This window comes from Paenibacillus sp. (genome assembly GCF_035645195.1).
Taxonomy (GTDB): Bacteria; Bacillota; Bacilli; order Paenibacillales; family YIM-B00363; genus Paenibacillus_AE.
Genome location: NZ_DASQNA010000014.1, coordinates 114,979 through 141,971, shown reverse-complemented (window position 1 = coordinate 141,971; position 26,993 = coordinate 114,979). Strand labels below are relative to the sequence as shown.

The window sequence follows — 26,993 nt, the reverse complement described above, 5'->3', positions numbered from 1 at the left end:
CTCAGCGCAATCCTGCCGCCGCGAACACGCGGTCGAAGCCGGCTTTGGTGCGCTGCAGCAGCGCTTCGGCCGGGTCGGTCGGCGCGGACGGCGTCAGCACCTCCTGCGACACCGCGCCGCGGTAGCCGGTCGCATGGACCGCGCGCAGGAACGCGGGCAAATCGATCACGCCCTCGCCCGGGTACACGCGGTCGTTGTCGAGCGCCTCCGATACCGGCACGTCGCGCGCGTCGTTCAAATGGACGTGCACGATCTGGTGCGGCTGCAGCGCAGCGATGTCGTCGGCGGCGAGCCCTGTCGTGTACCAGTGGTACGAATCGAGCAGCAGGCCGACGTTCGGTTCGCCGATCGCCTCGATCAGCTCCAGCGTCTCCTCCTGCGTCCAAATGTACGGATTCGCCCACCGCGTCCGCAGATGATGCGGACCGACATACTCGAGGCCGAGGCGGATGCCGTACGCCCCGAGCAGCTGCGCGCACAGGCGCAGCCGGCGAATCGCCTGCGCCATGAAGTGGGCGGCCGGCAGGTCCGTCGACGGCAAAATGTAGGTGCAGCATGCGGTGCAGCCGAGCTGCGCCCCCGCTTCCGCGGCGGCTTGCAGCTTCGCAAGCCCGGCGCGGAACGCCTCGTCCGTCGTCCGCCATTCGACCGGCAGTCCCATCGCGCCGATCGAGACGCCGCTCTTCTCGAGCAGCGCGCGGGCGCCGTCCGCTCCGCCCCGCTCGATCAGTCCCAGCGGGTCGACGTCGACCGCCTCGAAGCCGTAGGCGCCCGCCAGTTCAATGAATCGTTCGTCCGTCCCGATATTGCCGAGTCCGGCGCGCGTCAATCCGATCTTCATCGTACCGTCTCCTTCGACCGATTAATAGTCCCAGTTCAGCTTTACTTCGCTGCCCGTGCGCGACGATTCGTAAATCGCGTCGAGCACGAGGTTGTTCGTAAAGCCCGTCAGAGCCGACGTAATCGGCTGCTTGCCTTCGCGCACGCACTCGAGGAAATGCTTCGACAGCCGCTGACGCGCGCCTTCGTCCTGCTCCGGCGCACGCAGCTCGACCTCCATCGGACGGTCGAACTTCTCGGTCAGCAGCTTGCCGTGGCTGCCGCGGTACGACGCCCCGCCTTCGCTGCCCATCAGGTGGATGAACGGCGTGCTGTCCGTGTCCATATGGACCGCCCAGCTCACCTCGAGCGTCAGCGAAGAGCCATCCTCCATTTTAATCATGGCCGTAGCCAAATCCTCGACGTCGTACACGCCGTCCCAGTTCGGCTTGCCCCACGTGCCGATGCCTTTGCGCTTCGGCCCGAACTCCGCGTACGTCGAGCCGTAAACGGAGACCGGCTTCGGGTTGCCCATCAGGTACAGCGCCAAGTCGAGCATATGAACGCCGATATCGATGAGCGGGCCGCCGCCCGATTGATCCATCCGCGTGAACCACGTACCCCAGCCGGGAATGCCCTTCCGGCGGTACCAGCCCGTCTTCGCCGTGTAAATGCGGCCGAGCTCCCCGCGCTCCACCTGCGCCTTAATTTGCATCGGCACCGGCTCCCAGCGCATCTGATGGGCGACCATCAGCGTCCGGTCCGAATCGCGCGCCGCGCGCATAATGTCTCGCGCCGCCTCCGCGTTGATGCCCATCGGCTTTTCCAACAGGACGTGCTTGTTCGCCTTCAGCGCATGCACCGCAAGAGGCGCGTGGAACTGGTTCGGCACGCCGATGACGACGGCGTCTACTCGATCGTCTTCGATCAACGCCTCCGGCGAAGGCGCCACGAAGCCGATCCCGTATTCCTTCGCCCGCGCTTCCGCGAGCGGCAAGTAAGCGTCCGTGACTGCCGTAATTTCGCACTGGTCCGCGAGTTTCGAAAACTCCTGCATGTGAACGTTTCCAATGTTGCCTGCCCCGATGACGCCAATTCGAATTTTATTGCTCATCTTGCTATTCCTCCCGAGATCGAATGTTTGCTATCATCATGGTATACGAGCCGTGCGGAAAGAACGTACCGCTCGTTTCGGTTAATGTCTCATTTTTTCGGAGGAGCCGCCGCATGACCCATTACCCCGAGTATTTGCGCACGTACCCGAATATGCACGCGCCCTTCCCTTTCCATATCGGCCTGCACCGTCTGACCGCCGGCTATCCGGCGCATCGGCACGATTTTCTCGAATTTTCGTTCGTCGTCGAAGGCAGCGGCTCGGAGACGATCGACGGGGTGCGCCACCCGATGGTGCCCGGCACGTTCACGTTCATTCTGCCGTATCAGGTGCACGAGCTGTTTACGGATCCCGGCAGCACGCTTGTCCTGTACAATTGCAACTTCGGCATGGAGCTGCTTGTCGAAACCGGCATGAGCGGCGCCTTCGGCGAGCTGTTCGCCGGCCTTGACGCGCTGCCCGCGCACGCGCAGTTCGGCGAGCGGGCGATGGAAGAGATGAAGCGGCTCGTCGAAGACATGCACCGCGAATACCGCGCGGACGACCGGTGGCGCGACACGCTGCTGAAGGCGAAGCTGATGGAGACGCTCGTCCGGTTCGACCGGCTGCGCCAGCGGGAGCCTATCCCGCCGTCGGCGCCGCCCCCGATCGCGACCAGCCGGCGGAGCACCGTTTGGGCCGTCATCCGCTACATCCACAGCAACTATCAAGAAGAGCTGACGCTGACCGAGCTCGCGCGGAAGTTTTCGCTCAGCGTCTCCCGCATGAGCGAAGTGATCAAGGAAGCTACGGGCCAAACGTTCGTCCGGTTTCTGCACGAGCTTCGGCTCCGCCAAGCGAGCAGCCTGCTCGCCTCCACCGACATGAGCGTCACGGACATCGCGCACGAAGTCGGCTTCGGCTCGTACAAGACGTTCTCCCGCATGTTCAAAGAAAGCCGAGGCGTCGCGCCGACGGATTACCGCAAACAGAAAAAACGGGGCGTCACCGCTCCCGTTTGATGATCCAAGCGAAATGGAATTGCATCGCCGCGGCGAAAAGGACAACGGCGCCGAGCCAAGGACTGGACAAATCCTTCGAAAGCAAAATAAGCAAAATTAATCCGATCACGCGCCCGAGGTTAATGAACGTCTCCCGGGCGACGATCGTCTCCACCCGCAGGTTGCCTTTGAGCGGCAGCTGGCCGACGAGCCGGTAATGATACGCGGAGAACGAATTGACGAGCAGCGGCATGCAGGCATAGAACGACATCGCGAACGCCGCAACCGTCCAAGGCGTTACGCCGAACGCCGCGAGCGTCGCCGCCCCCGTCGTGAAAGCCGCCGCCGCGGCGAGGCTGTACCGCTTCGCGAACTCCGGCTTGCCGTAGCGGGACAGCGCGTAACTAGTCGCAATCGTCAGCCCCAGCAGACCGACGCCGGCGTAGCCGACCAAATCCTCCTGACCAAGCACATGGAACAGCAAGATGTTCGGCAAAAACAGCAGCAGCCCTTGGTACAATCCAAGGCACCACCAGCCGTACAGGCCGTGCCGGAACGCTTCGTTTTTCCGCAGCAGCAACGGTACCAATCGCACGTAATACGACTTATGATGCGTGCCCTGCGCCTTCAATCGGAAGCTGCCGGCCGTCGTCGCCGCGAACAGCAGGAACGCCCCCGTGAACACGAGCATGTAGCCCTCCAACCCGCCGTGTAACGCGATCACGAAGCCGGCCGTCGCCGGGCCGATCAGTCCGGCCAAATTGAACGCAATCGAGTTCAGTCCCAAATAACGGATTCGATTCGCATCGGTCGATACGTCATACATGAGCGTCAAATACCCGAGCCAATAAAAGGCGCCGGCCGTGCCCTGCAGCAGCGCGAAAACGAAAAAGTAATCGGCGACGCGGGCGCCGGCGATGACGACGAGCAAATAAAACAACGCGGTCGCGGCGATGCCGATCCGGTATGTAAACAGCCGGTCCCTCGTCTTCGCGAATTTGCCGGCGAGCAGGAACGCCGGCGGCCCGATCGCGTACGTCAGCAGCGCGTACCAGCCGTTGATCGTAAGGCTCTCCGTCAGCCGCCACAAATATAAGTTTAAGAACACGCCCGACATGGAAGCGCCGAGCTGGTACAGGCTGTGCAGCGTAATCGTCGCGACGGCTTCCTTGGACAGCCGCTTCTCGGGCGGCAAGGAAGCGGGAGCGGGCCGTCTCCGCAACATCAGCGGGAGCGTCATGCCGCGGCTCACCTCGGTTCTCGTTGAGATTGAACCCTATTATACCACGGTCGAAAGCCGCTAGACGGCGCCTTCGCGGTGCACGCGATTTATTTTTTGAGGCGGATCTGATCGGCAAAGGCGGAACCCCGGCGGGTAAGCAAACGTATTGAGACGAAAAATACGGAGGATTTGTGAGATGAGCCTATGGAAAAGAAGTTCGTTCCTTTTGACGCTCGCCATCTTCATCGTCTGCATTGATCATGACGCGGGAACTTCCGATAACCCCGGCATCGCGATAACCGTTCAACTGACTCGGACGGAATACGAGCTCGGGGAATCGATCGCCGCCGCCGTCACGATCGTCAACCGAACCGGCGACGAGCAAACCGTCACCGTGCCCGGGAACGCCGAGGGGATCGCTCTCGTGCGAGCCGTGCACCAGGCGGAACATTGGCAGGGCGAGTTCGTGCCGGAGAGTCGCTTGGAACGCGCCGCGGCGCACGCGGACATATCCGATCTGTTCGTGTATACGTTGGGTCCGTACGAAACGCTGGAACAAACCTATGTGTGGGATCAGCGCGTAGCCGATCCTTGGTCTGGGTTCGGGTCGGGCGACGACATTCCCGCGCCCTCCGGCAGCTACAAGCTGCTGGCCGTCGTGCTGGCCGGCGAGATGGAACGCCGCGACGGGGAATCGCTGGACGCCATGATTGCGCGCTACGGGGCGCGGCCGCTTGCCGACATTTCCTCCGAGGCGAAATTCGCCGTCGCGGGGGAGCGCGATTTGATTTCCGTCCAAGAAGCGATCACCCTCGCCCTGGAAGACGCCCGCGCCGGTCAGTGGTTCGCGGAGCGCACGTATGCGCATTTGGTCAAAGAGGAGAACGGAATATGGTATCTCAAAGATACAGACGGTCAATGGGCGCGAACCGACCGCCGAACGGTCGAATCGCTCCGCGAGATCGAGCCGCGGTTCGCCGGGGGCGAGAGGACGGAAGAGCGGTTGGTCGTTCGTTTCCGAAGCGAACTGGGCGGCTCGCCCCGCGAAATGGCCGCGGCGATCGATACGCGAACGCGGCAGGTCGTATCGGTGGATTGGAGCGATTGATAAGACCAGCCCCCTAGTCGAACAAGTTCGACCGAGGGCTGGTCATTGGTAACATAGCTTATGGATCTTTCGGTAGTGATTACAACTTCCGGAGGACGAATGTGTGCTCGATCGCCTGCTCCTCGACGACACGGTATTTGTTAATAACTTCTTCAAACAGTTGGAAGAAAATTTCGTTCCACTCGTTCTTGATTTCGATGCGCTGTCCGTCGCTTAAATTGTTCGCCATTTTCACCAGCGGATTGAATAACGGCCTAAGTCCGATATCCCAAACGACTGCTAAGATATCACCGTAAATCGGCTCTATCGTTTCTAGCTTCGCATCGTCAATGGAAGAAATGAAGCGAACAAGCTCGTCCTTCGAACGAAGACCTTTCCAAGTGGAAGCTCGTCCGGCATCAATAATTTTATGGAACGTTTCGCCCATCATCGGCGCATAAACTTTGGAGGAAAGCTTCTTAATATTGTCGTTTTTGATTTGTAAAACGACATATCCACCTTGCTTCGTGATTCGGACGAGGTCCTTAATGTGGTTTTCAAAGTTTTCTACCCAATAAGAGCTGTTTGAATACACATAGTCCATCGATTCGTCCGCAAAAGGCAGCGGAAGGTTGTTGTCATGCACCAAAGTATTGTCGTAGAAGTTTAATTTCTCCGCCTTCTGGATGAGGGAGCTCTTCCAATCGGCCCCATACTCATAACGAATCTCTGGGGATTTTTCTACCTTGATTTTATAAGTATCGTCGAAAAAATCGAATGCATCGAACTCTCCCTCACGTTTTCCGAACTTAATAGCTCTAAACATGTCCGAATCTGGGGATGTTTGACCGCCGAACGTTAAAAATGAAAAAACGCCGTCGCCGCAGGAGACGTCGATTTTAGTTCCGTCCGCCCCCGCCGCTTGAATCGTTTTCCAATATGACTCTGCCCGCAGCGAAAGCAGAATAGCGTTTTCCGGTCTCAGCCAGAAATGGTTCAGGAACGTCCGCAAATAATAGCTTCTATTCATTCAGCACCCCGATAACGAAAGTTTTTAACATTGATATTTTATAATAAAAACCAAGATTGCACATTGTATTTATCTCAAAAATAATAAAGCCTGCAGGATTGTTCCAGCGGAACTGCCTGCAGGCTTTATTATTGAAGATGTTTGCTATTACTGCGTCAGCCACTTCTTGAACAGCAGCTTCGTCGTGTCGCGGTTGATCGCCGCGATCGACGTCGTGAGCGGAATGCCCTTCGGGCACGACTGCACGCAGTTTTGCGAGTTGCCGCAGCCTTCGATGCCGCCGTCTGTCATGAGCGCTTCCAGACGCTCGTCGGCGTTCATCTCGCCCGTCGGATGCGCGTTGAACAGCCGCACCTGCGAAATCGGCGCCGGGCCGATGAAGTCGCTTCGTTCGTTCACGTTCGGGCACGCCTCGAGGCAGACGCCGCACGTCATGCACTTGGACAGCTCGTACGCCCACTGGCGCTTCGCTTCCGCCATGCGCGGACCCGGGCCGAGGTCGTACGTGCCATCGATCGGAATCCACGCCTTCACGCGCTTCAGCGCGTTGAACATGCGGCCGCGGTCGATGACGAGGTCCCGCATGACCGGGAACGTCTTCATCGGTTCAAGCCGAACTGGCTGCTCGAGCTTGTCGACGAGCGCCGTGCACGCTTGGCGAGGCTTGCCGTTGATCACCATGGAGCAGGCGCCGCAAACTTCCTCGAGGCAGTTCGACTCCCAGCATACCGCTGCCGTCTGTTCGCCCTTCGCGTTCACGGGATTTCGCTGCACTTCCATGAGCGCGCTGATGACGTTCATGTTCGGGCGGTACGGGATTTCGAATTCCTCCGTGTACGGTTGAGAATCCGGCGTATCCTGTCGCTTTACGATAAACTTAACCGTTTTTTTCTCGTTCGCCACTGTCGTAGACATCGAATCAGCACCCTCCTTTTTTATTTTTTCTTATCCGATGTGTAGTCGCGCTTCCGCGGCGGGATGAGCGAGACGTCGATATCTTCGTAGGAAATTTCCGGACCGTTCGGCGTGTACTTCGCGATCGTCGTCTTCATGAAGTTCTCGTCGTCGCGTTCCGGGAATTCCGGTTTGTAATGCGCGCCGCGGCTTTCGTTCCGCATAAGCGCGCCGATCGTCATGACGCGTGCGAGCTCGAACATGTTCCACAGCTGGCGCGTGAACGCGACCGCTTGGTTGGACCATTTCGCCGTGTCGTTGATGTTGATGTTTTTGTAGCGCTCCATGAGTTCTTGGATTTTGTTGTCCGTCTCTTGAAGCTTCTTGTTGTAACGGACGACCGTCATGTTGTCGATCATCCACTCGCCGAGCTCTTTATGCAGGACGTACGGGTTTTCGTTGCCCTTCGTCATGCCGAGAATCGACTCGTACTTTTCCGTGTGACGCTTGCGCTCTTGGCTGAATACGCGCTCGTCCACGTCGGCCGCGGACTTTTTCAAGCCCTTGATATATTCGACTGCTTTCGGGCCCGCCACCATGCCGCCGAAAATCGCGGACAGGAGCGAGTTTGCGCCGAGGCGGTTCGCGCCGTGATATTGGTATTCGCACTCGCCCGCGGCGAAGAGGCCCGGGATGTTCGTCATCTGATTGTAGTCGACCCACATGCCGCCCATCGAGTAGTGAACCGCCGGGAAAATTTTCATCGGAATTTTCCGCGGGTCGTCGCCCATGAACTTCTCGTAAATCTCGATGATGCCGCCGAGTTTGACGTCGAGTTCCTTCGGATCCTTATGCGACAGGTCGAGGTACACCATGTTCTCGCCGTTGACGCCGAGCTTCAGGTCTACGCAGACGTGGAAAATTTCGCGCGTCGCGATGTCGCGGGGAACAAGGTTCCCGTACGCCGGATATTTTTCCTCGAGGAAGTACCACGGCTTGCCGTCTTTGTACGTCCAGATGCGTCCGCCTTCGCCGCGCGCCGACTCGGACATAAGACGAAGCTTGTCGTCGCCCGGGATGGCCGTCGGGTGAATTTGGATGAATTCGCCGTTCGCGTAGTGCACGCCTTGCTGATACACCGCGCTCGCCGCCGTGCCCGTGTTGATGACCGAGTTCGTCGACTTGCCGAAAATGATGCCGGGGCCGCCCGTCGCCAAAATGACCGCGTCCGCGCGGAACGTGTGCACCTCCATCGAGCGAAGATCCTGCGCCGCGATGCCGCGGCAAACGCCGTCGTCGTCGATGACCGCGCCGAGGAATTCCCAGTGCTCGTACTTCTGCACGAGGCCCGCGACTTCCCAGCGGCGCACTTGCTCATCGAGCGCGTACAGCAGCTGCTGGCCCGTCGTCGCGCCCGCGAACGCCGTGCGGTGATGCTTCGTGCCGCCGAAACGGCGGAAATCGAGGAGGCCTTCCGGCGTCCGGTTGAACATAACGCCCATCCGGTCCATCAAGTGGATGATGCCCGGGGCCGCTTCGCACATCGCTTTGACCGGAGGCTGGTTCGCGAGGAAGTCGCCGCCGTAAATCGTATCGTCGAAATGCTCCCAAGGGGAGTCGCCTTCGCCTTTCGTGTTCACCGCGCCGTTGATGCCGCCTTGCGCGCACACCGAGTGGGAACGCTTGACGGGCACGAGCGAAAACAGATCTACTTTCATGCCGGCTTCGGCCGCTTTAATGGTCGCCATCAAACCGGCGAGACCGCCGCCGACGACAATGATGTTTTGATTCGCCATGAGTTCCGTTCACTCCTCACCCATTTATTGTAAGAACGCAGAGGCGATCGGCTCCGCGAAAGATTCGTCCAAGAACGCGTTCAGGGACATGATAAACATGATCGTCATGATTACGAACAAGCCCATCGTCGCATACGACGCTGCGCGCTGCGCGCGCGGACCGACCGTAATGCCCCAGGATACAAGGAACGACCAGAGGCCGTTGCAGAAATGGAATACTGCTGCGATGATGCACACAATATAAATCCAGTAATACAACGGGTTCGACGCGATTTCATGCATGTGCACGCCGATCGCGTCCTGCTCGACCGTGCCGAGCGCGATTTGAACGCGCGTGTTCCAAATGTGCCATATGACGAAAACGAACGTCACGACCCCGGTAATGCGCTGGAGCGCGAACGCCCAGTTGCGCACATAGCCGTAGTTCGAAACGTTGTTCCGCGACTGGTAGGCCACGTACAATCCGTATACGCCGTGGTACAGCAGCGGCAGCCAAATCAAGAAAATTTCGAGCGCCAACACGAGCGGCAGGCTGTGGATCCAGTGCACGTGCTCCAGAAAGCGTTCTTGTCCGCCTTGATATGCAGAGTAGTTCGTGAGCAAATGCTCGACGAAAAACCCGCCCAGCGGAAGGACGCCAAGTAAGGAGTGGATCTTTCGGTGCAAATACGAATTCCCTTTCATGTTCCTTGTTCCTCCCTGTTTGATATCGCCGTTTCGTTTCGTCCCCCTGTGACAAACCGTAGACCATTCTACTCCCGCGGGGGATGTCCGTCAATACGGATCCCTATACGCCCGTTCATGAAAATTTCACATAATAAATAATAACGCGTTCCCTCTTATAATGGAAGTGCTGATTTCTTATAATGAATAATAACTAAACGTTATATGCTTTACTTGGGAGAGTGTTGAATCGTGTATGACCAAATGCAGGCGCTGGCCGCCGTCGTGGAGCACCAAAGCGTCAATAAGGCGGCTCAGGCGCTTAACATCAGCCAGCCGGCGCTCTCGCGCAAAATCGCGTCGCTCGAAGAGGAGCTCGGCGTGAAGCTGTTCCACCGCCGCGGCAAGCGGCTCGAGCTGACGCGCGTCGGCCAAATCAGCTACGAATTCGCCGTCGAGATGCGCCGCCTCCAAGGCCGCTTCCTGCGGACGCTCGGCGAATTCACGTCGGCGAACCGAGGGCGGCTGACGCTCGGCGCGAGCCTCACGACGCTGCAATCGACGCTGCCGGATTTGATCGCCGCCTTCACGCGCCACGCGCCCGACGTCGACATCCACGCCGTCACCGGCAAGACGCACGAAATCGTCACGCTCGTGAAAGAGAAAAAATGCGACATCGGCCTCGTCGCCTCCGCCGTCGACACGCCGGACACCGAATGCGTGCCGCTGTTCGACGACCATTTGGCGCTCGTGCTGCCGGCGTTCCATCCGCTCGAAGGCAAGACGGATCTCGCGATTACCGATCTGCAGCGGCTGCCGATGATTCTGTTTTCCCAAGGAACGTGGTACCGCGTCTTGACGGACGAACTGCTGGAGGCGTCCAATGTCACGCCCGACGTGAAGATGGAGATCGATTCCTTCGAGGTGATCGTCCGGTTGGTGTCCGCCTGCCACTTGGCGTCGCTGCTCCCCCAATCGTATTTGCGGAGCAGCCTGCTTGACGACAATGCCGTCGTCGTGCGGCAAATTCCGGAAATTGCTCATATCACTCGCACGACGTCGCTCATTTACGCAAAGCACGGAACGCTGTCCCCTGCGGCCGTTCAATTGATCGAGCTCGCGAAGCAGACGAAGCTGTGGGGGTAGCGTGAATGGGTTTCCGCGGCTATGGTACAATATAACAATGCCTTATCCATATTAGTATCTACAAAACGTTGGGAGCGAAATCATGTCTCGTCTTAAAAACGGATGGTTGTGGATCGCCGCGCTGGTCGGCTTGGCGCTGTTTCTGGCGGTGAATGTCGCGCCGCTGCTTTCGGGCGATCAGCCGGACGCGGCGAAGCACGCCGTCGACCGCGGCTCGGCCGCGGCGGCGGCCGAACAGTTCGTCCGCGAGCGGATCGGCGCGGAAGCGGAGCTGAAGTCGTTCGCGATGTACGCGGCGGATCGGCTCGCGTTCGGCTATTTCGATCAAGCCGGTTTGCTGGAAGACGTGTTGGAAGTGTTGCGCCCGGTGCTGCCTCTTGAAGCGTACCGGGTCGAAGTCAGAGACGTCGGCGCCGGCGTTACGCATTTCGTGGACATCAATCCGTACACGGGGCTGCCGGTCGAATGGGAGCTGGCGCGTTCCGGGGAAGCGGCTTCCGCGGGCGATCTGGAACGCATAGGACAGGAAACGCTAGAGGCGCTCGGCTTGTCCGGGATGAACGCGGAGCTCGCGTGGACGGACGAAGAAGCCGGAGAGCTCGGGTACCGGCTCGAGGGCGGTGCGCTCGGCGATGCGGCGGCGGAGCTCACCGTCCGGGCCGATGCGGAAGGCGCGGCGGCGGTGTCCGTGCTGTGGGACGTGCCGGACGAATACGAAGCGAAGGCGGCGGAGCAGGACACGCTCGCCGGCCTTCTCGGCAGCGCGGGGCTGCTCCTGAGCGGAGCGCTGCAGTTCGCCGCCATGATTTACGCGCTTATCCAGCTCAAGCATGTGCGCTGGTCGCGCGGCGCCGTCATGGCGCTCGCGTTCGGATTGTTATACTGCGCGATCAACGTCAACATGTACCCGGGCATCAAAGCGACGGCGCTCGACATTATTAACGGCGGCGCGTATTGGGGGCTCGCCGAGCTCGACCCGGCGGAAACGATCGCCGGCCTCGTCGCGATGCTATTCCTCGCCAACGCCATGACGCTCGCCCTCGCGATCGGGCTATACTTCAGCCTCGTCGCGGGCGACCAGCTCATGCGGGGGCAGAACGCGGACGTCTGGCCGCTGCCGGAGCGGCCCGGCTACGCATCGCACGTGCTCGGCGCCGTCGGCAAAGGGTATCTGTTCGCCCCGGTGCTGCTCGGGCTGCAGACGATCTTGCTGCTGGCCGCCGATCACAGCTTAGACACATGGTACACGATCGACGCGCTGACGTCGGCCAACAACATGGCGTATCCGGCGCTGCTGCCGGTGCTCGCTTGGTGTGCCGCCATATCCGAGGAAGGCGTGTACCGGCTGTTCGCCATTCCGGCGCTGAAAAAGCTCGTTCGGTTCACCGTTCCCGCCGTGCTCGTCAGCAGCTTGATTTGGGCGCTCGGGCACGTGCAGTATCCGATTTATCCGTTCTACACGCGGCTCGTCGAAGTGACCGTACTCGGCTTCGCGTTCGCGTACATCTTCTTGAAGCACGGCTTCCTCGCGGCCGTGTTCGCGCATGCGGTCGTCGATTTGATCTGGATGGGCATCTCCATCACGGCGAACTCGCCGACCGCCGCCAACTTCGGCTTGTCCGCGCTGTATTTGGCGTCGCCGCTGCTGGTCGCGCTGGCCGTACGTCTGCGCCGCCGCGCCGCGCCTCCGCCGGAGCCGGCGTAAACAACGAAAGGGCTGCCTACTGAGGCAGCCCTTTCGTTTGCGCTTGCGGCGCGTTAAGTTGTAAGTCGGCTCCACCGGCGCTTGCGGCGCGGTGACCGAGCGCGCTTACGCCCGCTCGGTCGCTTCCGCCTCCGCGGCCTCGCCAGCCTCCGCCGCAGCCGCCGCGGCTTCTTCGGCCTCTGCGCCGGCCGCTTCCGCTTCCGCGTCGCCGCGCAGCGCGTCGACGATTTGCCGCGCCAGCTTGTCGCCGAAGCCGAGCCCGCGGAACGCGTCCACGTCGGCCTCGCGGATCGCCTTCACGCTGCCAAAATGCTTAAGCAGCAGCTTCCGCCGCTTCTCGCCGATGCCCGGAATCGCGTCCAGCACCGACGCGAACGAACGCTTCGAACGCGTATCCCGGTGGAACGTGATCGCGAAGCGATGCACTTCCTCCTGGATGCGCTGCAGCAAATAAAACTCCTGGCTGTCGCGGCGCAGCGGCACGGGCGTCGGCGGATCCCCGACCATGAGCTGCGCCGTCTTATGCTTCGCGTCCTTCACGAGCCCGCACACCGGCACGAACAAGCCGAGCTCGTTCTCCAGCACGTCGACCGCCGCGGCGATTTGCCCTTTGCCGCCGTCCACGACGACGAGGTCCGGCAGCGGCAGCCCTTCGCGCAGCACGCGTTCGTACCGCCGGCGGATGACCTCGCGCATCGTCGCGTAATCGTCCGGTCCGACGACCGTCTTGATTTTGTACTTCCGGTACTCCTTCCGCTCCGGCTTCCCGTCGATGAAGACGACCATCGCCGACACCGGGTCGGTGCCTTGGATGTTCGAGTTGTCGAACGCTTCGATCCGATGAATCCGTTCGAGCCCGATCCATTCGGCCAGCCCTTCGACCGCCTTCACGGTGCGCTCCTCGTCCCGCTCGATCAAGCGGAATTTCTCTTCCAGCGCCACGCGGGCGTTGTCGCACGCCATCTCGACCATCTTCTTCTTGTCGCCGCGCTGCGGCACGTGCACCTTGATTTTCAGCCACGTTTCGAACGCCTTCGCCGTGTCGCCCGCATCCGCCGCCGCGGAGCCCTCGATCCCCGCGCCGAGGCCGTCGACCGCAGCGCCTTCGGCCGCCGCAACGCCTTCGCTCCCCGGAGCAGCGGCATCCGCCTCCTCCGGCGGCGCCGGCAGCAAAATCTCCTTCGGCAGCGCCGGGTTGTCGCTGTAATACTGCGTGACGTACGTCAAGAAATCCTCGTACGCCTCGCCGTAATACGGGAACGCCGACGCGCGCCGCTCGATCATTTTCCCCTGCCGCATGTACATGATCTGCACGCACATCCAGCCCTTGTCGGTGGCGTAGCCGAACACGTCGCGGTCGACGGCCGCGGCCGCCGTGATCGTCTGCTTCTCCATCAGCGCGTCGATCGCCGCGATCATGTCGCGCAGCTCCCGCGCCCGCTCGAAGTTCAGCTCCTCGGCCGCCGCCGCCATTTTCTCCTGCAGCTCGCTGCGGATCGCGTCGTGCCCGCCGTTCAAAAACCGCGTAATTTCCGCGACCATCCGTTCGTACTCCGCCTTCTCGACGGGATACTCGCACGGCGCGACGCACTGCCCGATATGATAATACAAGCACACCTTATCCGGCAGCGTCTTGCACTTGCGCAGCGGGTACAGCCGGTCGAGCAGCTTCTTCGTTTGCTGCGCGGCGAACGCGTTCGGGTACGGCCCGAAATATTTCGCTTTATCCTTCAGCACCCGCCGCGTCACCTCGAGCCGCGGATGCGCTTCGTTCGTAATTTTCAAATACGGGAACGATTTGTCGTCCTTCAGCAGGACGTTATATTTCGGGCTGTGCTGCTTGATCAAATTGCATTCGAGCAGTAAGGCCTCGATGTTGTTCGCGGTCACGATATATTCGAAATCGACGATGTCGTTCACGAGCCGAAGCGTCTTCGCCGTATGGCTGCCCGTAAAATACGAGCGCACCCGGTTTTTCAGCACCTTCGCTTTGCCGACGTAAATAATGGTGCCCTCGGCGTTCTTCATCAAATAACAACCCGGTTTGTCGGGAAGCAGCGCCAGCTTATGGCGAATCGCTTCCAGCTCCTTCTCCCGATCCCGGCCCGGCGTTCCGTCCACGCGTCCGTCCCCCTTTCCTCCGCCATCTCCCACGATGGAACTCCTCTGAAACGATTGTACACGAAAAACGGTTCCGCACAAACGGCAGAGGCGTCGGAAATATGCGGCAGCGAACGAACCGAGGGCAAATAAAAACCCTCCCCGCATAAACGGGAGAGGGTTGTAGGACCTTACATATGACGGCTGACGACGTTCTTGAGGGCGTCCTTGGATTGGAAGCCGACCACCTTGTCGACCGGTTCTCCGTTCTTGAAGACGATCAGCGTCGGGATGCTCATAACGCCGAAACGGCCCGCGGACTCCGGATTGTCGTCGACGTTCACTTTCGCGATCTTCAGGCTGCCCATTTCTTTATCGAGTTCCTCGAGAACCGGAGCGATCATTTTGCACGGACCGCACCAAGGCGCCCAAAAATCGACGAGCACCGTGCCCGAGCCTTCCACTTCGGTCTTGAAGGAATCGTCGCTTACGTTTACGATAGCCATGTTCGATGTACCTCCTTCATGCGAGAATAAGTCAACACTCCAAAGTATACCACAAAAACGCGCGGCGTCATAACCGCGGGGGGCCGCAGGAACCTTCTTAGTATTGTCACAACCTTGACGCTTTACAAGGGCATCGCGATTTTCTATACTGTTGACATGGAATGCAAAGGGGGACCCGAAAATGAACGACCCGAGACAGCACGTGAACGAAGAGCCGCGCAACGATTTGCTCGACGTCGGCGTGGGCTTCATGGGCATGTTCGGCTTCATGCTGCTCGTTGCCGTCGTGGCGACCGTCATTCAAGTCATGACGCGCTGACGCCTAATGAACAAGAACATAACGAACGCCTGACGGAATCGGCTCGGCCGATCCCCGTCAGGCGTTTTTTCATGTTCCCTTTTTCATGTTCCCCGTTGATTGCGGCCCGCGACCTCGATGACCTCGACGAACGGTCGAATCCGGTCCATTACCCGCTGTCCGCGGTATTGGTCCTCGCCTTCGCGCGTCGTGAAGCTGAGATGCTTCTGCAGCCCGTCCAAGTCGTGATTCGACGTGTAGAACGTCGGCTTGCGGTTCATCCGATAATTCAAAATCGTGCCGAGCACGTGGTCCCGCGTCCATGCGTTCAGATGCTCCGCGCCGATGTCATCGAATACGAGCAAATCGGTCTCCTTCAGCAGCTCGATCGTATCCTTCAGCCGGTCCGCGTCGCCGAACATCGATTTCAAATCTTCGACGAAATCCGGCATGTAAACGATGACGCCCGTGAACCCCGATTTCGCGAGCTCGTAGAGCATATAGCTGGCGAGGAACGTTTTGCCCGTGCCGAAGTCGCCCATCAGATACAGCCCGTTCGGCTGCAGCCCTTGGTCCTTCGTCTTAAGCACATACTTGATGACCGCCTCGACGGCGCTCGCCCTCCGGGTGTCCCGCTGAATGATTTCCGCCGGCGAATACTCTTGATTGAGCGCCCGCTCGTCGACGTAGAAGCTGCGGATGCGGGAGCGGATCGCGTCTTGGCTGGATTTCGTTTGGTGCAGCGCGCACGGCACCTTGTAGTCCGCAATGGTCGCCTCCGCGCCCGAGCCCGTCGCGACGAGCCGCGTGTAATGCCCCTGCATGTCGTTCGGACAGCGCTCTAGGCCAGGGCAGCGGGCGCATTCCTTCGCTTCCTTCGCGTATTGGTACAGCCGGGTGACGTTTTTGGCCAGCACCTCGCGGTCGATGTGCGGATGCTGATCGATCCAAGCCGCGACGACGCCGTCGTTCAGCACTTTCATCGTCTGCCGTTTCCAATCCGCTTCCCCGATGCCTGACGCGGTGCCGAGCCATCTCCCCATGGACTCCATCCGCATTTCTCCCCTTTTCCCCTCATAATCAAACGCAAACGCTATCGAACGGCCCCGCAGGAACCCTGTTCAAAACCTCGGAGTTCCGTCAGCCGCCGTTCGTCAGCCGCTTCGCCATTTCCATAATGCGACGAATGTCTTCCTCCGTCGCCTCCGCTGCGCCTTCGCTTCGGGCGACCGGTATGACCGGCCGCTCCGCCGCCGGCGGGCGGCCCCGCCGCTTCGGCTCGCGAGGCGCCGCCCCGACGGCCTCGCCGCGCGGCGCATCGCTTCGCGCCGCTGCATCGCCTCGCGCAGTACCGCCGCGCGTCTGTTCCGCCCTGCGGAAATACGTCACCGCGTGCTCGAACGAGCGAATCCGTTTGCCCGCGACGTTCGCCGCGATCGCATCGAGATAGTTGCGCTTCCAGTCGAGATCGTTGGCGCGGATGTAGTGGATCATCACGTTCAGCACCTCGTCCGGCAGCCGGTAATTGACGCTCATCGCGAGGAACGCCTCCTCGACCGCCGTCGGCACCGCCGAAGGCTCGAAGAACAGCTTCAGCACGCGCGTATAGGGCGAATTCGCAAGCATCGCGTTGTACTGCCGCACGTCGCACTGCCCTTGGAACTGCTCCGGCACCTCGAGCCAATACGGCGCCGGCACGTCCCGCTCCTGCCCCGGGATCGCCTCGGCGGCGGCGCTCGGCTCCTCGCGGGCCAGCTCCTGCTTGCGCGCGGTGCGCTCCTTGCGCAGCGCGGCCGCGTTCGAGCCGCGGTACATCTCCGCCGCCCGCGCCTCGAACCGCGCCTCCTGCCATGCGCCGCTCGCGTCGAACATGCCGTCCTCGTCGAGCAGCGACACCGTCTGCTTCAGCGTCAGCTCGTACCGGCCGGCGATATAATTCAGCTTCGCGAGCCGGCCCGCGTCCGCGAGCAGCCGCTCCACGGCGCGCCGATGCGGCGACGACCGCGGGAACCGGCGCAGCAGCTCGTCGCTGCGGAAGCCGTCGCGCCCGAACGCCTCCGGGTCCGCCGGCGGCGCCGTCGGAACCGGCTCCGGCGCCTCCTCGACGGCCGCGGCCGCCGGCACGTGCAGGCGGAACACCTCGTAGAACGGCGCCGACAGCTCCTCCCGACGCTCGCCGGGAGCCAGCGACCATCCTTCGCGCACGAACGAACGGCGGACCGTCTCGGCCGCGCTCGGTCCGAGCTTCTCCTGCAGCAGCAGCCACAGGTGATGCACGCCGAAAAATTTCTCCGGCGTAAGCGGAGGCTCGAGGCGGAATTCGTAACCGGTCACCTCGTCCCCGTCGAGCAGCCGGAACGTCCGCAGCAGACCGACGGCCTCCAGCTTGGACGTCTCCTCGACGAGCCGCTTGCGTCCCCGTTCGTTCGGTTCGAGCCCGCAGGCGAGAAACAATTGGCCGAGCGTCCCCGCCTCGCTCGCGCCCGACGCGTCGGACGGAAGCAGAGAGCACAGCGTCATATAGAAAGCCGCGGCCGTGCCGCCGATCAGCGGCTGGTACGCGGACCAAAGCATGCGGGAGTCCAAGGGGCTGAGTCCGAAGCGGCGTACGGCGACGAAGGTGTGATGCTCCGTCAGCTGCAGCAAATTCGTTAATTTCAAAAGCTCGCTTCCCCCTCAACTTCGACAAGTTTCGATACGCATCATTGTAGCATAAATCCGCCCGCTTCGGCGGCAAAAAAATAAGCTGCGCACGAATGCGCAGCTTGTCCCGCAAGTTCCTCCCGCGCGGCAGCCTTACTGCCGAAGCCCGTGATCGACGAGCACTTCTTCGGGAATGCGAAGGTCGTAATCCATCGCTTTCTTGATCAAATCCTTGTCCACATGCGATGCTCCGCTCGACGCCGCCCGCAGCTCGTGCTGCATAACCCATTTCGTGACGAGATCGTGGAACGTCTCGAAGCCTCTCGTCGGAACGGCGTGGTCGACGTCGGGAATGCGGGCGAGCGTCGAGCCCGGCAGCAGCTCGTGCAGCCGCTCTCCGTGCGTGTGGAAGCGGCGATCTTTCGCCCCGTACACGAGCAGCGTCGGCGCTTCGATGCTGGCGATCCGATCGATTGCGGAATACGCTAAGCTCGCTTCGTGATACTGCCGCCAATTATCCAAATCCCCGCGAATCGCTTCGTAATACAAATTGTGGAACGTCTCGCGCATGTCCGCGTTCGCCTTCGCGATCGCGAGCGCGAGGCTCGTTTTCATCCCGAGCTTCAGCAGCGACGAAGCCCCGCTCAGCTGCCCGAACACCGTCATGTTGTTCGGCTCCGCCATCGCGCTGACCAAAATCGCGCCGCGAATGCGCTCCGGATGCGTCAGCATCGTCTCGAGCGCGACGCCTGCGCCGGCGGAATAGCCGCACAAGTACGCTTGCCGAATATTCAAATGGTCCAGCAGCGATTTGACGTCTTGCGCGATGAGCGGGTAGGAGAGCGGCGCCTCCGAGGCCGGGCTGAAGCCGTGCCCGCGAATATCGAACGTCACGATTCGGAACGGATCGACGAGCTGCACCTCTTGATACCGAAACACGGCGCGGTTCAGGAACGGCGGATGAATAAATACGATCGGCGTTCCGCGGCCGTGCACGTGATAATGCAATATCGTGCCGTTGACGCTTGCTTTCGGCATGAGTCCCCTTCCTTTCCTGAAAGAACGTAACAAGCCTGAAGATTGTGATACCGTTACGTTTCCCCGAGGAGGAAGCCCCATACGCGACACATTTTCCCGTTATATCAGAACATCTTAAAGCCGCGGACGCGCAGCGTGCGGATCGCGAGACCGCTGACGTAGGCGCCCAGCAAGCCAGCGACGACCGCCAGCCAGTCGATGGCGCCGTATTCGAGCAGGTTGGCGAGCATGTTCTCCTGCCCCCATTCGAAGTAGACGAACAGGCCCGCCATCAGGGCCGCGTACGCGTATATCGGAAACCAAGTCGTTTTCATAAGCATGTTTAAAATGAAACCGACGCCGAACATCAGCACGAACGCCAGCAAAAAAATAACGATGACTTGAAAAATGTTCAAATCCATGAAACGTAAACCCTCCCGCGATTCTTATCGTCCTAAGTGTACATTCGCGCCGAACGCTCGTCAAACCGGGCCTCGTTTGCCCCGCAGGCGGCGTTCCGGTAAAATAAGGACAAACCCTATAGGAGTGTGACGAAACCGATGAGCGAAGCGGCACAAACGCTGGAAGGCTGGTACGCCCTCCACGATTTTCGACATATCGATTGGACCGCCTGGAAGGCGTTGACGCCTCAGGAACGGCGCCAGGCGGAGGAAGACCTCCGCGCGTACGTCGCGGACTGCGCCGCGGCCGACGACAACAAAACCGGCAGCTTCGCCTTCTACTCGATCGTCGGGCAGAAAGCGGACTTTGTCTTCGTTCATTTGCGCGAGACGCTGGAAGAGCTGAACGAGCTTGAGACGAGATTCAACAAAACGACGTTCGGCGACGTAACGATCCCGGCGCACAGCTACGTCTCGATCGTCGAGCTCAGCAACTACATGGCGAAGCCGGGCACCGACCCGATGGAAAACCCGGAGATCGCCGCGCGGCTGAAGCCGTCGATGCCGAAGGCGAAGCACATTTGCTTCTATCCGATGAACAAGCGCCGCTCCGGCGGCGACAACTGGTACATGCTGTCGATGGACGAGCGCCGCGAGATGATGCGCAGCCACGGCCTGATCGGCCGGTCGTACGCCGGCAAGGTGAAGCAGATCATCACCGGCTCCGTCGGCTTCGACGACTGGGAGTGGGGCGTTACGCTGTTCGCGGACGATGCGCTCCAGTTCAAGAAGCTTGTTTACGAAATGCGCTTCGACGAAGTGTCGGCGCGCTTCGGAGAGTTCGGCGATTTCTTCGTCGGCAATTTGACGGATACGGAGAAGTTTTTGAACATGATCCGTTAAACGTACGGACGCGGCAAACCGCGAAAAACACCCTCGACGGCTCGACCGTCGAGGGTGTTCGTTTGTCCGGCTTACTCGTCGTCTTCGTCCTCGCCCGCGCGAAGACGTTCGATCTGCCGCAAAAATTCTTGATCCTGCCGATCGCGTTCGCGCCCTTTCTCTTTCAGGCGCTCGATCGCCGGCTGCACGAGACGGTCGATTTCCTTCTGCACCGTCTGAGCCAAATCGTACCGCTGCTGCGACTCGAGGTAGTGCCCGACGTCCATCAACGCGTTGTAACGATCCAGCTCGTCCCGCGTCAACAACCCCCGAACCTGCACGCTGCAGTGCCGCATGGCTTACCGGAAATATCCTTTGCGGAGGACGAGCGGAATGCCCCCGATAATGTACAGGTAGCGCATATCGATCATTTTCTTCAGCATCGCCGCGGTGCCGCCTTTCAGCTTCCGGTTGAACGCGACGCCGATCGCCTCGTTTTTGCCGAGCGACGCGACCGTGCCTTTGCTCTCGTATTTGAACGCCTTGAGCGAAGAGCCCCGGATCGACGCGACCAAGTTATGCGCCAGTACCTCCGCCTGCTGAATCGCCATTTGCGCGGTCGGCGGATACGGACGGCCTTCTTCGTTCATGACGATCGAGCAGTCGCCCACCACGAAGATGTCGTCGTAGCCCGGGATGCGCAGATGCTCGTCGACTTTGATGCGGCCGCGCATCGCTTCGAAGCCCGCTTCCTCGATCAGCTTGTTGCCGCGGACGCCGCCCGTCCAGATGACCGTGTGCGTCTTGATTTCTTCCCCGTTCGCGAGCAAGATGCTGTCCGGCATGCATTCTTTAAGCGCGACGCCGATTTTGAACGTGACGCCCTTCTTCTGCAGCACTTCCATCGCGTACTGAACAAGCTCCGGATCGAAGCCCGGCAGCGCCGTCGGAGCGGCTTCGACGTTGTATATTTTCACGAAGCTCGGGTCGACGTCGAACTCTTTGCACAGCTTCGGGATGCGGTCCGCCAGCTCGCCGATGAACTCGATGCCCGTAAAGCCTGCGCCGCCGACGACGAACGTCAGGTAGTCCTTCCGGTGCGGCTCCTTCTTGAACCTCGCGAACTGATACTCGATATGCTCGCGGATCAAGCGCACGCTGTTGATGCTGCGGATGAAATGGGCGTTCTCTTTGAGGCCCGGGATGCCGAACGTTTCCGGCTCGCCGCCGAGGCCGATAACAAGGTAATCGTAGGACAGCGTGCCGTCCTCGAGGATGACCTTGCGATCGTTCGGGCGGATTTGAACGACGGTCGACTTCACGAAGTCGATCTTAAACTCGTCGATCAGCTTCAGGATGCTGACGCGAGCGTTCTGCGGGTCGTCGGTTCCGGCGGCCGGCATATGCAAATGCGTCGTTATATAATGGTAATCGTGTTTATTGACAAGCGTGACGTCCGCTTCGTTGTAATTGAGCTCTTTCTGCAGCCGCAGCGCCGTAACGATCCCGCCGTAGCCCGCGCCGAGGATCACGATCCGAGGTATTCTGCTCATGCGTGTTCTCCCAATCCTTCCGATTTTGTATATGGTTTTTTGGCAAAAGTGACAAATTAGTTTGTGAAAAAATACACAAAGTTCCGCAAAAAGAAAGTTTACTTGATAGACTGTCCACAATTTCTTGATCCGAAACTTCCAACCTTTTGCCAGCTTGCAAATTACATTAAACTGTCAATATCTTGCCACAATATGCAATAAAGTTCAAGTCCTAAAATGTTGTCATTGTACGGCGAAACGGGATTCGACCGACAAGAAAATTTTACGTTCGCAAAACCGGAACAGGGTTTCATTCCGTAGAACATCATGTATAATGAAAACGGATTGTTTGTTTTCACAGTTAATTTTTTTATGGAGGTGCAACCGTCTTGACGAGCACGACAAATCCGAACGGCATCGTCGACATCGCAGTCATCGGGGGCGGTCCGGCCGGACTGTTCGCCGCATTCTACGCCGGTATGCGGCAAGCGAGCTGCAAGATCATCGAGAGCATGCCTCAGCTGGGCGGGCAATTGGCCGCGCTGTATCCGGAAAAGTATATATATGACGTGGCGGGATTCCCGAAAGTGCGCGCGCAGGAGCTCGTCGACAACCTGCTGCAGCAAATGAGTCACTTCCCGATCGAGCGCTGCCTTGAAGAGAAAGTGCTGAAGGTCATTAAAAAGGACGAACGGCATTTCGTCATCGAAACGACGAAGGCGACGCACGAAGCGAAAGCGATCGTCATTACGGCCGGCGTGGGCGCGTTCGAGCCGCGCAAGCTCGATCTTCCCGAGGCGGCTGCGTTCGAAGGCAAAAATCTGCACTACTTCGTCAGCAACCTGGAGCGATTCCGCGGCCGCAACGTGCTGATCAGCGGCGGCGGCGATTCGGCCGTCGACTGGTCGCTCATGCTCGAACCGATCGCGAAAGAGGTGACGCTCATTCACCGCCGCGACAAGTTCCGCGCGCACGAGCACAGCGTCGAGCTGTTGATGAAATCGAAGGTGAACGTCGTTACGCCGAAAGAGATCGCGAAGCTGCACGGCGCCGAGTCCATCGAGCGCGTCACGCTGAAGGACGTGAAGTCCGGCGAAGAGACGGAGCTCGCCGTCGACGACGTCATCGTTAACTTCGGCTTCGTTTCGTCCCTCGGGCCGATCGCGGAATGGGGCTTCGACATCGAGGACGGCTCCATCGTCGTCGACACCCGCATGATGACGTCGATCCCGGGCATTTTCGCCGCGGGCGACATCACGACGTACCCGGGCAAGCTGAAGCTGATCGCCGTCGGGTTCGGCGAAGCGCCTACGGCCATCAACAACGCCAAAGTGTACATCGACCCGAACGCGAAGCTGTCGCCGGGCCACAGCAGCAACATGAAGTTATAAGTCGCGAAAAAAGAGGCATCCTACCTGTAGCCTAACGGCAAAGGAGGATGCCTTGTTTGTTGATCCGCTCGATTTGCCCGGTGTGCAACGGCCTCGCGCCGATGGAAGCCGCTTGTCCTCGCTGCTCCGCGCAGGCGGAGGACGCCGGCCGATTAGGAGATTACTACGGCCCCTACTCCCCGTATCGGCCGATCGACGACATTCGGATGTCGAACGGTTACCCTGACGTGGACGACCGCGTCTGTCCGCATACGGCGTACTGTGCCGCATGCCGCGAAACGTTCGTCGCTTGGATTCAGGAAATCGAACGGCTATGAGATGGGCTTTAGTGGAAAGAAACGTTGATGTCTAAATTTCTGCGTTCGATTTCTTGTTCCAGCAGCTTAATGAAGTCGCTCTCGAGCTGCAGATCGATCGCTTTTAAATACGTCTCGATCAAACTCTCGTTGCTCAGTTCTTTCACCTTCGAGTCCCTCCTTATGCCATGCTTCCATAAATTATGCCAACCCTTCGGGGTTTCTTTTATGCTACCAGACCCCTCGATTGCGAACAAGCGTTCCGTTATCCACAGAATTTTGTGGATTGCCTGTGTACAATTTGTGATTATCCCCGGAATTGCAGGGGGGTCGGTCGTTTATGATGTGGGCAACCGAAACGGTGGATATGTGGATAGTTTTCCGATAAATAAATTTAATCACTCCGCCGCAAATTCGGAGATTGGGCCCTGGGTGTCCGCACAGGGCGTTCCGCCCGACTTCTCATACAATGGTCTCGATCGACACGATTCCAGGGAGGGACTTTTCATTGGCGGAATATTACGTAAAACCGAATGTGCCGTACGCGGCGGAGGCGAATGAACAGGCGGTCATCGCCGGCAATCCGGCGCCGGCGGCGAACCCGATGCCGTATCCGGCGCCGTCGGCCGTTCTTGCGGCGAAGCCGTACGCGGCGGGGCTTCCTATAGAAGCGGTGCTGGTGCTGTTCGTTCTGCTGGTCGTCGTCACCCGCATCTGCCGCTGATCACCCCCGCGAACATCGGAAAGGCGCCGGAGCAGCTCCGGCGCCTTCTTCATTCCCACACGTATGCATTCCCTTCGGTATCGAACGCGACCGTTCGGTTGCGGCCCTGCGCCTTAGCCGCGTACAGCGCCTTGTCCGCTTTGATGAACAGCTCCAGGAACGAGCCGCCCGCCTTCGGGACGAGCGCGCTGACGCCGACGCTGACCGTGACCCGCGGTCCGGAGCGCGAATGGACGTGTTCGATATTTAGCTCCGAGACGGCGAGCCGCATCCGCTCGGCGACGCTGACCGCTCCGTCCAGCGTCGTATCGGGGAGCAGCGCCGCGAACTCCTCGCCTCCGTACCGCGCCACGAAATCGTCCGGCTTCTTGACGCTCGACTCCAGCGCCTCCGCGATGCGCCGCAGGCATGCATCCCCTTCCAGGTGGCCGTAATGATCGTTGTACGCCTTGAAGTCGTCCACGTCGATCAGCAGCGCGGCGAGCGGCTTCCCGCTCCGCGCGCACGCGTCCCACTCGAACTCGCAATGCTCGTCGAGGCTTCGCCGGTTGGCGATGCCCGTCAAGCCGTCGATCCCCGACAGCCGTTTCAGCACCGTATTAGCTTCCTGAAGCTTCTTCTCGCTCGCTTTGAAGTCCGTCACGTCATGAAACTTCCATAGATGGCCGCCGTGCTCCCCGTCGTCTGCCAGCGGCGCGTAATTGAACTGCAGCACGCGGCCGTCCTTCAGCTCGAAGTAAGGCTCGATCGCCGCCCCGCGGCCGGAGGAAAGCTCCTCCACGGCGGCCGCGAACAGCTCCGGCTCCCGAAACTGCTGCCGATGACGGGCCAAGACGTCGTCTCGAAGCTGCCCGGTCAATTCGAGCGTCGCCGGTTCGCCGAACAGCCGCAAATATTGCCGGTTCGCATAGGTGATTCGGCGGTCCCGATCTTCGGCCAGCAGCCCGCTCGGCATGTCGTTCAGCAGCGCCCGCAGCATATGCGCGGTTCGGCGCAGCTCCCGCTCGCTCTCCCGAAGGAGCCGCTCGTTGACGCTCGCCCGGTCCATAAATCGCATCAAAGCGTACACCGCGACCGCCGCGAGCAGCGAAGCCGCCCATCCGTACAGCATCAGTTTCCCGAATAGAACGTTGTTGTTCGGCAGCACGAAGCGGAACAACGCCATGCCGAGTACCGTCGCCGCGGCGTTCAGCGTATGGAACTTCCATATGGGGGGGAGCTTTCGTTTCGCGATCCAGCCGCACACGATGCCGGTCAGCACGATAAACCCGGCCGCCGTCCAAGCGACATCCGTGAAGCCGTAAAAGGCGACGCGAAAGCAAGCCACCACCGCAGCGGTGATGAGGCTGGAGAGCCAGCCGCCGTAGAACGCCGACAAGACGAACGCGATATGGCGCAAATCGATGATGACGTCCCCTTTGACCGCGATGGAGAACACGATCAACATGCAGCCGAGCAGTCCGTACCCTAGGCCGAGCGACGCCCGCCTCCGGACGCCTCCCGAGGTGAGAAACCGTTCTTTCCGAAACAAAACGTCGAGCAAAAACAGGAAGGATACGACGACCGAAACATTCGTAATAATGCTCTGGACCATGCGATCCCCTCGCTTTCGTTCGACGCTGCAGATTGTTATGAATTATATACAAAAAATTTCGACAACATTTTACAAATCCCTTTCGATTCGAGGCCATGTGGACTGATTTTTATAAAAATTCTGAAGAGAAGAAACCTGAGTTCGATACATTGTTCTGGGCCTCTCTTCCAAACGCTGGAACTTTAGGTATAATGTAAGTGATTCTTTTTCGTTAGACCATCGAGATGAAATGGAAAGGGATGGGGTCGAATGAAGAACGCAACGAAGGCAATTTTATTTCTGTTTGGGGTTTCGCTCGTATTCGGCTACACTCATTCGGCGAGCGCCGCAGAGAAGGCAAAAACGTACAAGAATTGCACCGAACTGAACAAGGACTATCCGGGCGGCGTAGCCATGTCAGCGGTCGTCAAGAACAAGGGCGGCAAGACGAAGCATAAGCCGTACGTCTCGAAGGATTTGTACGAGGCGAACAAGAAGAGCGACCGGGATAAGGACGGGATCGCTTGCGAGAAGTAAAATAGACCTCCATCACGGGTAAACGTTCTGTTCAAGCCCGTCATGGAGGTCGTTGTTAACAATCCGAAATCGCCGAAAATGAGATTGCACGCTTTTCACGTGCAATCCGTAAACCTCCGACGATCTCCGGTATGCGGCTGCCGGCTGCATCAACGAATCAATTCGGTGATGTCAACGGAGTCACTGACGTAATTGTACCGCGGAGCATCCGATTAACACTCGCCCGGCACGCCGGCTTCTTCCTTCGTGCGGAAGCTCGAGCCGCAACCGCACGTCGCGATCGCGTTCGGATTATGAATCGTAAACCCGCCGCCCATAGCCGACTCTTTGTAGTCGATCTGCAGGCCGCGCAGATATTTGACGCTGTCCTTCTCCATGACGACCTTGAGCCCCTTCACGTCGATCGTATCGTCGGCATCGGTCGCGTCGGTGTCGATCCCCATGCCGTAGGTGAAGCCGCTGCAGCCCCCGGTTTTGACGCCGAGCCTAAGGTAAGCGTCGGCGACGCCGTCCGCGGCCATCAGTTCTTTGATTTTCTGCGACGCCAGGTCGGAAATGTCGATCATTGGAATGCACCTCCTTGAACTATAGTATACATCTCCCGGTTCCAGCGCTCAAGGCGCGGCAAATTTGTGAA

Annotated in this window: 28 protein-coding genes; 10 read left to right on the top strand and 18 right to left on the bottom strand. The window is 59.7% G+C overall.

The window, feature by feature from the left end:
* Position 1 precedes the first annotated feature (1 nt).
* A complete protein-coding gene (locus VE009_RS07065; RefSeq protein WP_325006674.1) occupies positions 2 to 841 on the bottom strand; it encodes a sugar phosphate isomerase/epimerase family protein in 840 nt (279 codons plus the stop codon).
* A gap of 21 nt (positions 842 to 862) precedes the next feature.
* On the bottom strand, positions 863 to 1,933 hold the full coding sequence (locus VE009_RS07060; RefSeq protein WP_325006673.1) for a Gfo/Idh/MocA family oxidoreductase: 1,071 nt from the start codon (positions 1,931 to 1,933) through the stop codon (positions 863 to 865).
* A gap of 113 nt (positions 1,934 to 2,046) precedes the next feature.
* Here VE009_RS07060 and VE009_RS07055 point away from each other — a divergent pair, with 113 nt between their 5' ends.
* Complete coding sequence (locus VE009_RS07055) at positions 2,047 to 2,934, top strand: helix-turn-helix domain-containing protein (protein ID WP_325006672.1); 888 nt, start codon at positions 2,047 to 2,049, stop codon at positions 2,932 to 2,934.
* On the opposite strand, the gene VE009_RS07050 is transcribed toward VE009_RS07055, so the two are convergent.
* Positions 2,918 to 4,153, bottom strand: coding sequence for an MFS transporter (locus VE009_RS07050; protein WP_325006671.1), 1,236 nt, complete (start codon positions 4,151 to 4,153; stop codon positions 2,918 to 2,920). The genes VE009_RS07055 and VE009_RS07050 overlap by 17 nt on opposite strands.
* A 178-nt stretch (positions 4,154 to 4,331) precedes the next feature.
* Between VE009_RS07050 and VE009_RS07045 the strand changes: the two genes are divergently transcribed.
* Positions 4,332 to 5,243 (top strand): hypothetical protein, encoded by a 912-nt coding sequence (locus VE009_RS07045; protein ID WP_325006670.1) that lies wholly within the window; start codon positions 4,332 to 4,334, stop codon positions 5,241 to 5,243.
* 79 nt (positions 5,244 to 5,322) lie between these two features.
* Here the strand turns inward: VE009_RS07045 and VE009_RS07040 are convergent, their stop codons facing one another.
* The 4 genes from VE009_RS07040 to VE009_RS07025 form a co-directional block, all read right to left on the bottom strand.
* Positions 5,323 to 6,252 carry a methyltransferase domain-containing protein gene (locus VE009_RS07040; RefSeq protein WP_325006669.1) on the bottom strand — a complete coding sequence of 310 codons (930 nt, stop codon included), beginning with the start codon at positions 6,250 to 6,252 and terminating at the stop codon, positions 5,323 to 5,325.
* 147 nt (positions 6,253 to 6,399) lie between these two features.
* Entirely contained in the window at positions 6,400 to 7,167 is a 768-nt protein-coding gene (gene sdhB, locus VE009_RS07035; RefSeq protein ID WP_325006668.1) for a succinate dehydrogenase iron-sulfur subunit, read from the bottom strand.
* 20 nt (positions 7,168 to 7,187) lie between these two features.
* A complete protein-coding gene (gene sdhA, locus VE009_RS07030) occupies positions 7,188 to 8,942 on the bottom strand; it encodes a succinate dehydrogenase flavoprotein subunit (RefSeq protein WP_325006667.1) in 1,755 nt (584 codons plus the stop codon).
* A gap of 24 nt (positions 8,943 to 8,966) precedes the next feature.
* A complete protein-coding gene (locus tag VE009_RS07025) occupies positions 8,967 to 9,626 on the bottom strand; it encodes a succinate dehydrogenase cytochrome b558 subunit (protein WP_325006666.1) in 660 nt (219 codons plus the stop codon).
* 231 nt (positions 9,627 to 9,857) lie between these two features.
* Here VE009_RS07025 and VE009_RS07020 point away from each other — a divergent pair, with 231 nt between their 5' ends.
* Positions 9,858 to 10,751, top strand: a complete 894-nt coding sequence (locus tag VE009_RS07020; protein WP_325006665.1) for a LysR family transcriptional regulator — start codon at positions 9,858 to 9,860, stop codon at positions 10,749 to 10,751.
* Between the two features lie 82 nt (positions 10,752 to 10,833).
* Entirely contained in the window at positions 10,834 to 12,456 is a 1,623-nt protein-coding gene (locus tag VE009_RS07015) for a CPBP family intramembrane glutamic endopeptidase (protein ID WP_325006664.1), read from the top strand.
* A 105-nt stretch (positions 12,457 to 12,561) separates the two neighbouring features.
* On the opposite strand, the gene uvrC is transcribed toward VE009_RS07015, so the two are convergent.
* Both uvrC and trxA read right to left on the bottom strand, forming a co-directional pair.
* Positions 12,562 to 14,577 (bottom strand): excinuclease ABC subunit UvrC, encoded by a 2,016-nt coding sequence (uvrC, locus tag VE009_RS07010; protein WP_325006663.1) that lies wholly within the window; start codon positions 14,575 to 14,577, stop codon positions 12,562 to 12,564.
* 170 nt (positions 14,578 to 14,747) lie between these two features.
* Complete coding sequence (trxA, locus tag VE009_RS07005; protein WP_325006662.1) at positions 14,748 to 15,062, bottom strand: thioredoxin; 315 nt, start codon at positions 15,060 to 15,062, stop codon at positions 14,748 to 14,750.
* A 181-nt stretch (positions 15,063 to 15,243) separates the two neighbouring features.
* On the opposite strand from trxA, the gene VE009_RS07000 reads away from it, so the two are divergent.
* Positions 15,244 to 15,381, top strand: a complete 138-nt coding sequence (locus tag VE009_RS07000; protein WP_325006661.1) for a YqzM family protein — start codon at positions 15,244 to 15,246, stop codon at positions 15,379 to 15,381.
* A gap of 83 nt (positions 15,382 to 15,464) precedes the next feature.
* Here the strand turns inward: VE009_RS07000 and dnaI are convergent, their stop codons facing one another.
* The 4 genes from dnaI to VE009_RS06980 form a co-directional block, all read right to left on the bottom strand.
* On the bottom strand, positions 15,465 to 16,412 hold the full coding sequence (gene dnaI / locus VE009_RS06995) for a primosomal protein DnaI (RefSeq protein ID WP_325006660.1): 948 nt from the start codon (positions 16,410 to 16,412) through the stop codon (positions 15,465 to 15,467).
* Positions 16,413 to 16,500: 88 nt separating this feature from the next.
* On the bottom strand, positions 16,501 to 18,021 hold the full coding sequence (locus VE009_RS06990; RefSeq protein ID WP_325006659.1) for a hypothetical protein: 1,521 nt from the start codon (positions 18,019 to 18,021) through the stop codon (positions 16,501 to 16,503).
* Between the two features lie 135 nt (positions 18,022 to 18,156).
* The gene (locus tag VE009_RS06985) at positions 18,157 to 19,041 is read right to left on the bottom strand and encodes an alpha/beta hydrolase (RefSeq protein ID WP_325006658.1); all 885 of its coding nucleotides are present in this window, start codon (positions 19,039 to 19,041) and stop codon (positions 18,157 to 18,159) included.
* Between the two features lie 104 nt (positions 19,042 to 19,145).
* The gene (locus tag VE009_RS06980; protein WP_325006657.1) at positions 19,146 to 19,442 is read right to left on the bottom strand and encodes a YuiB family protein; all 297 of its coding nucleotides are present in this window, start codon (positions 19,440 to 19,442) and stop codon (positions 19,146 to 19,148) included.
* Positions 19,443 to 19,580: 138 nt separating this feature from the next.
* On the opposite strand from VE009_RS06980, the gene hemQ reads away from it, so the two are divergent.
* On the top strand, positions 19,581 to 20,324 hold the full coding sequence (gene hemQ / locus VE009_RS06975) for a hydrogen peroxide-dependent heme synthase (RefSeq protein ID WP_325006656.1): 744 nt from the start codon (positions 19,581 to 19,583) through the stop codon (positions 20,322 to 20,324).
* 71 nt (positions 20,325 to 20,395) lie between these two features.
* Here hemQ and VE009_RS06970 read toward each other — a convergent pair whose 3' ends face one another.
* Positions 20,396 to 20,659 carry a hypothetical protein gene (locus VE009_RS06970; RefSeq protein ID WP_325006655.1) on the bottom strand — a complete coding sequence of 88 codons (264 nt, stop codon included), beginning with the start codon at positions 20,657 to 20,659 and terminating at the stop codon, positions 20,396 to 20,398.
* A 3-nt stretch (positions 20,660 to 20,662) separates the two neighbouring features.
* Positions 20,663 to 21,856 (bottom strand): NAD(P)/FAD-dependent oxidoreductase, encoded by a 1,194-nt coding sequence (locus VE009_RS06965; RefSeq protein WP_325006654.1) that lies wholly within the window; start codon positions 21,854 to 21,856, stop codon positions 20,663 to 20,665.
* A 368-nt stretch (positions 21,857 to 22,224) separates the two neighbouring features.
* Here VE009_RS06965 and VE009_RS06960 point away from each other — a divergent pair, with 368 nt between their 5' ends.
* A complete protein-coding gene (locus VE009_RS06960) occupies positions 22,225 to 23,226 on the top strand; it encodes an NAD(P)/FAD-dependent oxidoreductase (RefSeq protein ID WP_325006653.1) in 1,002 nt (333 codons plus the stop codon).
* Between the two features lie 59 nt (positions 23,227 to 23,285).
* Complete coding sequence (locus VE009_RS06955) at positions 23,286 to 23,543, top strand: hypothetical protein (protein WP_325006652.1); 258 nt, start codon at positions 23,286 to 23,288, stop codon at positions 23,541 to 23,543.
* An 8-nt stretch (positions 23,544 to 23,551) separates the two neighbouring features.
* Here VE009_RS06955 and VE009_RS06950 read toward each other — a convergent pair whose 3' ends face one another.
* Positions 23,552 to 23,689 carry a sporulation histidine kinase inhibitor Sda gene (locus tag VE009_RS06950; RefSeq protein WP_325006651.1) on the bottom strand — a complete coding sequence of 46 codons (138 nt, stop codon included), beginning with the start codon at positions 23,687 to 23,689 and terminating at the stop codon, positions 23,552 to 23,554.
* A 341-nt stretch (positions 23,690 to 24,030) separates the two neighbouring features.
* Between VE009_RS06950 and VE009_RS06945 the strand changes: the two genes are divergently transcribed.
* Positions 24,031 to 24,246 carry a hypothetical protein gene (locus tag VE009_RS06945; protein WP_325006650.1) on the top strand — a complete coding sequence of 72 codons (216 nt, stop codon included), beginning with the start codon at positions 24,031 to 24,033 and terminating at the stop codon, positions 24,244 to 24,246.
* 49 nt (positions 24,247 to 24,295) lie between these two features.
* Here VE009_RS06945 and VE009_RS06940 read toward each other — a convergent pair whose 3' ends face one another.
* Entirely contained in the window at positions 24,296 to 25,840 is a 1,545-nt protein-coding gene (locus VE009_RS06940; RefSeq protein ID WP_325006649.1) for a diguanylate cyclase, read from the bottom strand.
* Between the two features lie 249 nt (positions 25,841 to 26,089).
* Between VE009_RS06940 and VE009_RS06935 the strand changes: the two genes are divergently transcribed.
* Entirely contained in the window at positions 26,090 to 26,356 is a 267-nt protein-coding gene (locus tag VE009_RS06935; protein WP_325006648.1) for an excalibur calcium-binding domain-containing protein, read from the top strand.
* A gap of 212 nt (positions 26,357 to 26,568) precedes the next feature.
* On the opposite strand, the gene VE009_RS06930 is transcribed toward VE009_RS06935, so the two are convergent.
* Positions 26,569 to 26,922, bottom strand: a complete 354-nt coding sequence (locus tag VE009_RS06930; protein ID WP_325006647.1) for an iron-sulfur cluster assembly accessory protein — start codon at positions 26,920 to 26,922, stop codon at positions 26,569 to 26,571.
* Between the last annotated feature and the right edge of the window lie 71 nt (positions 26,923 to 26,993).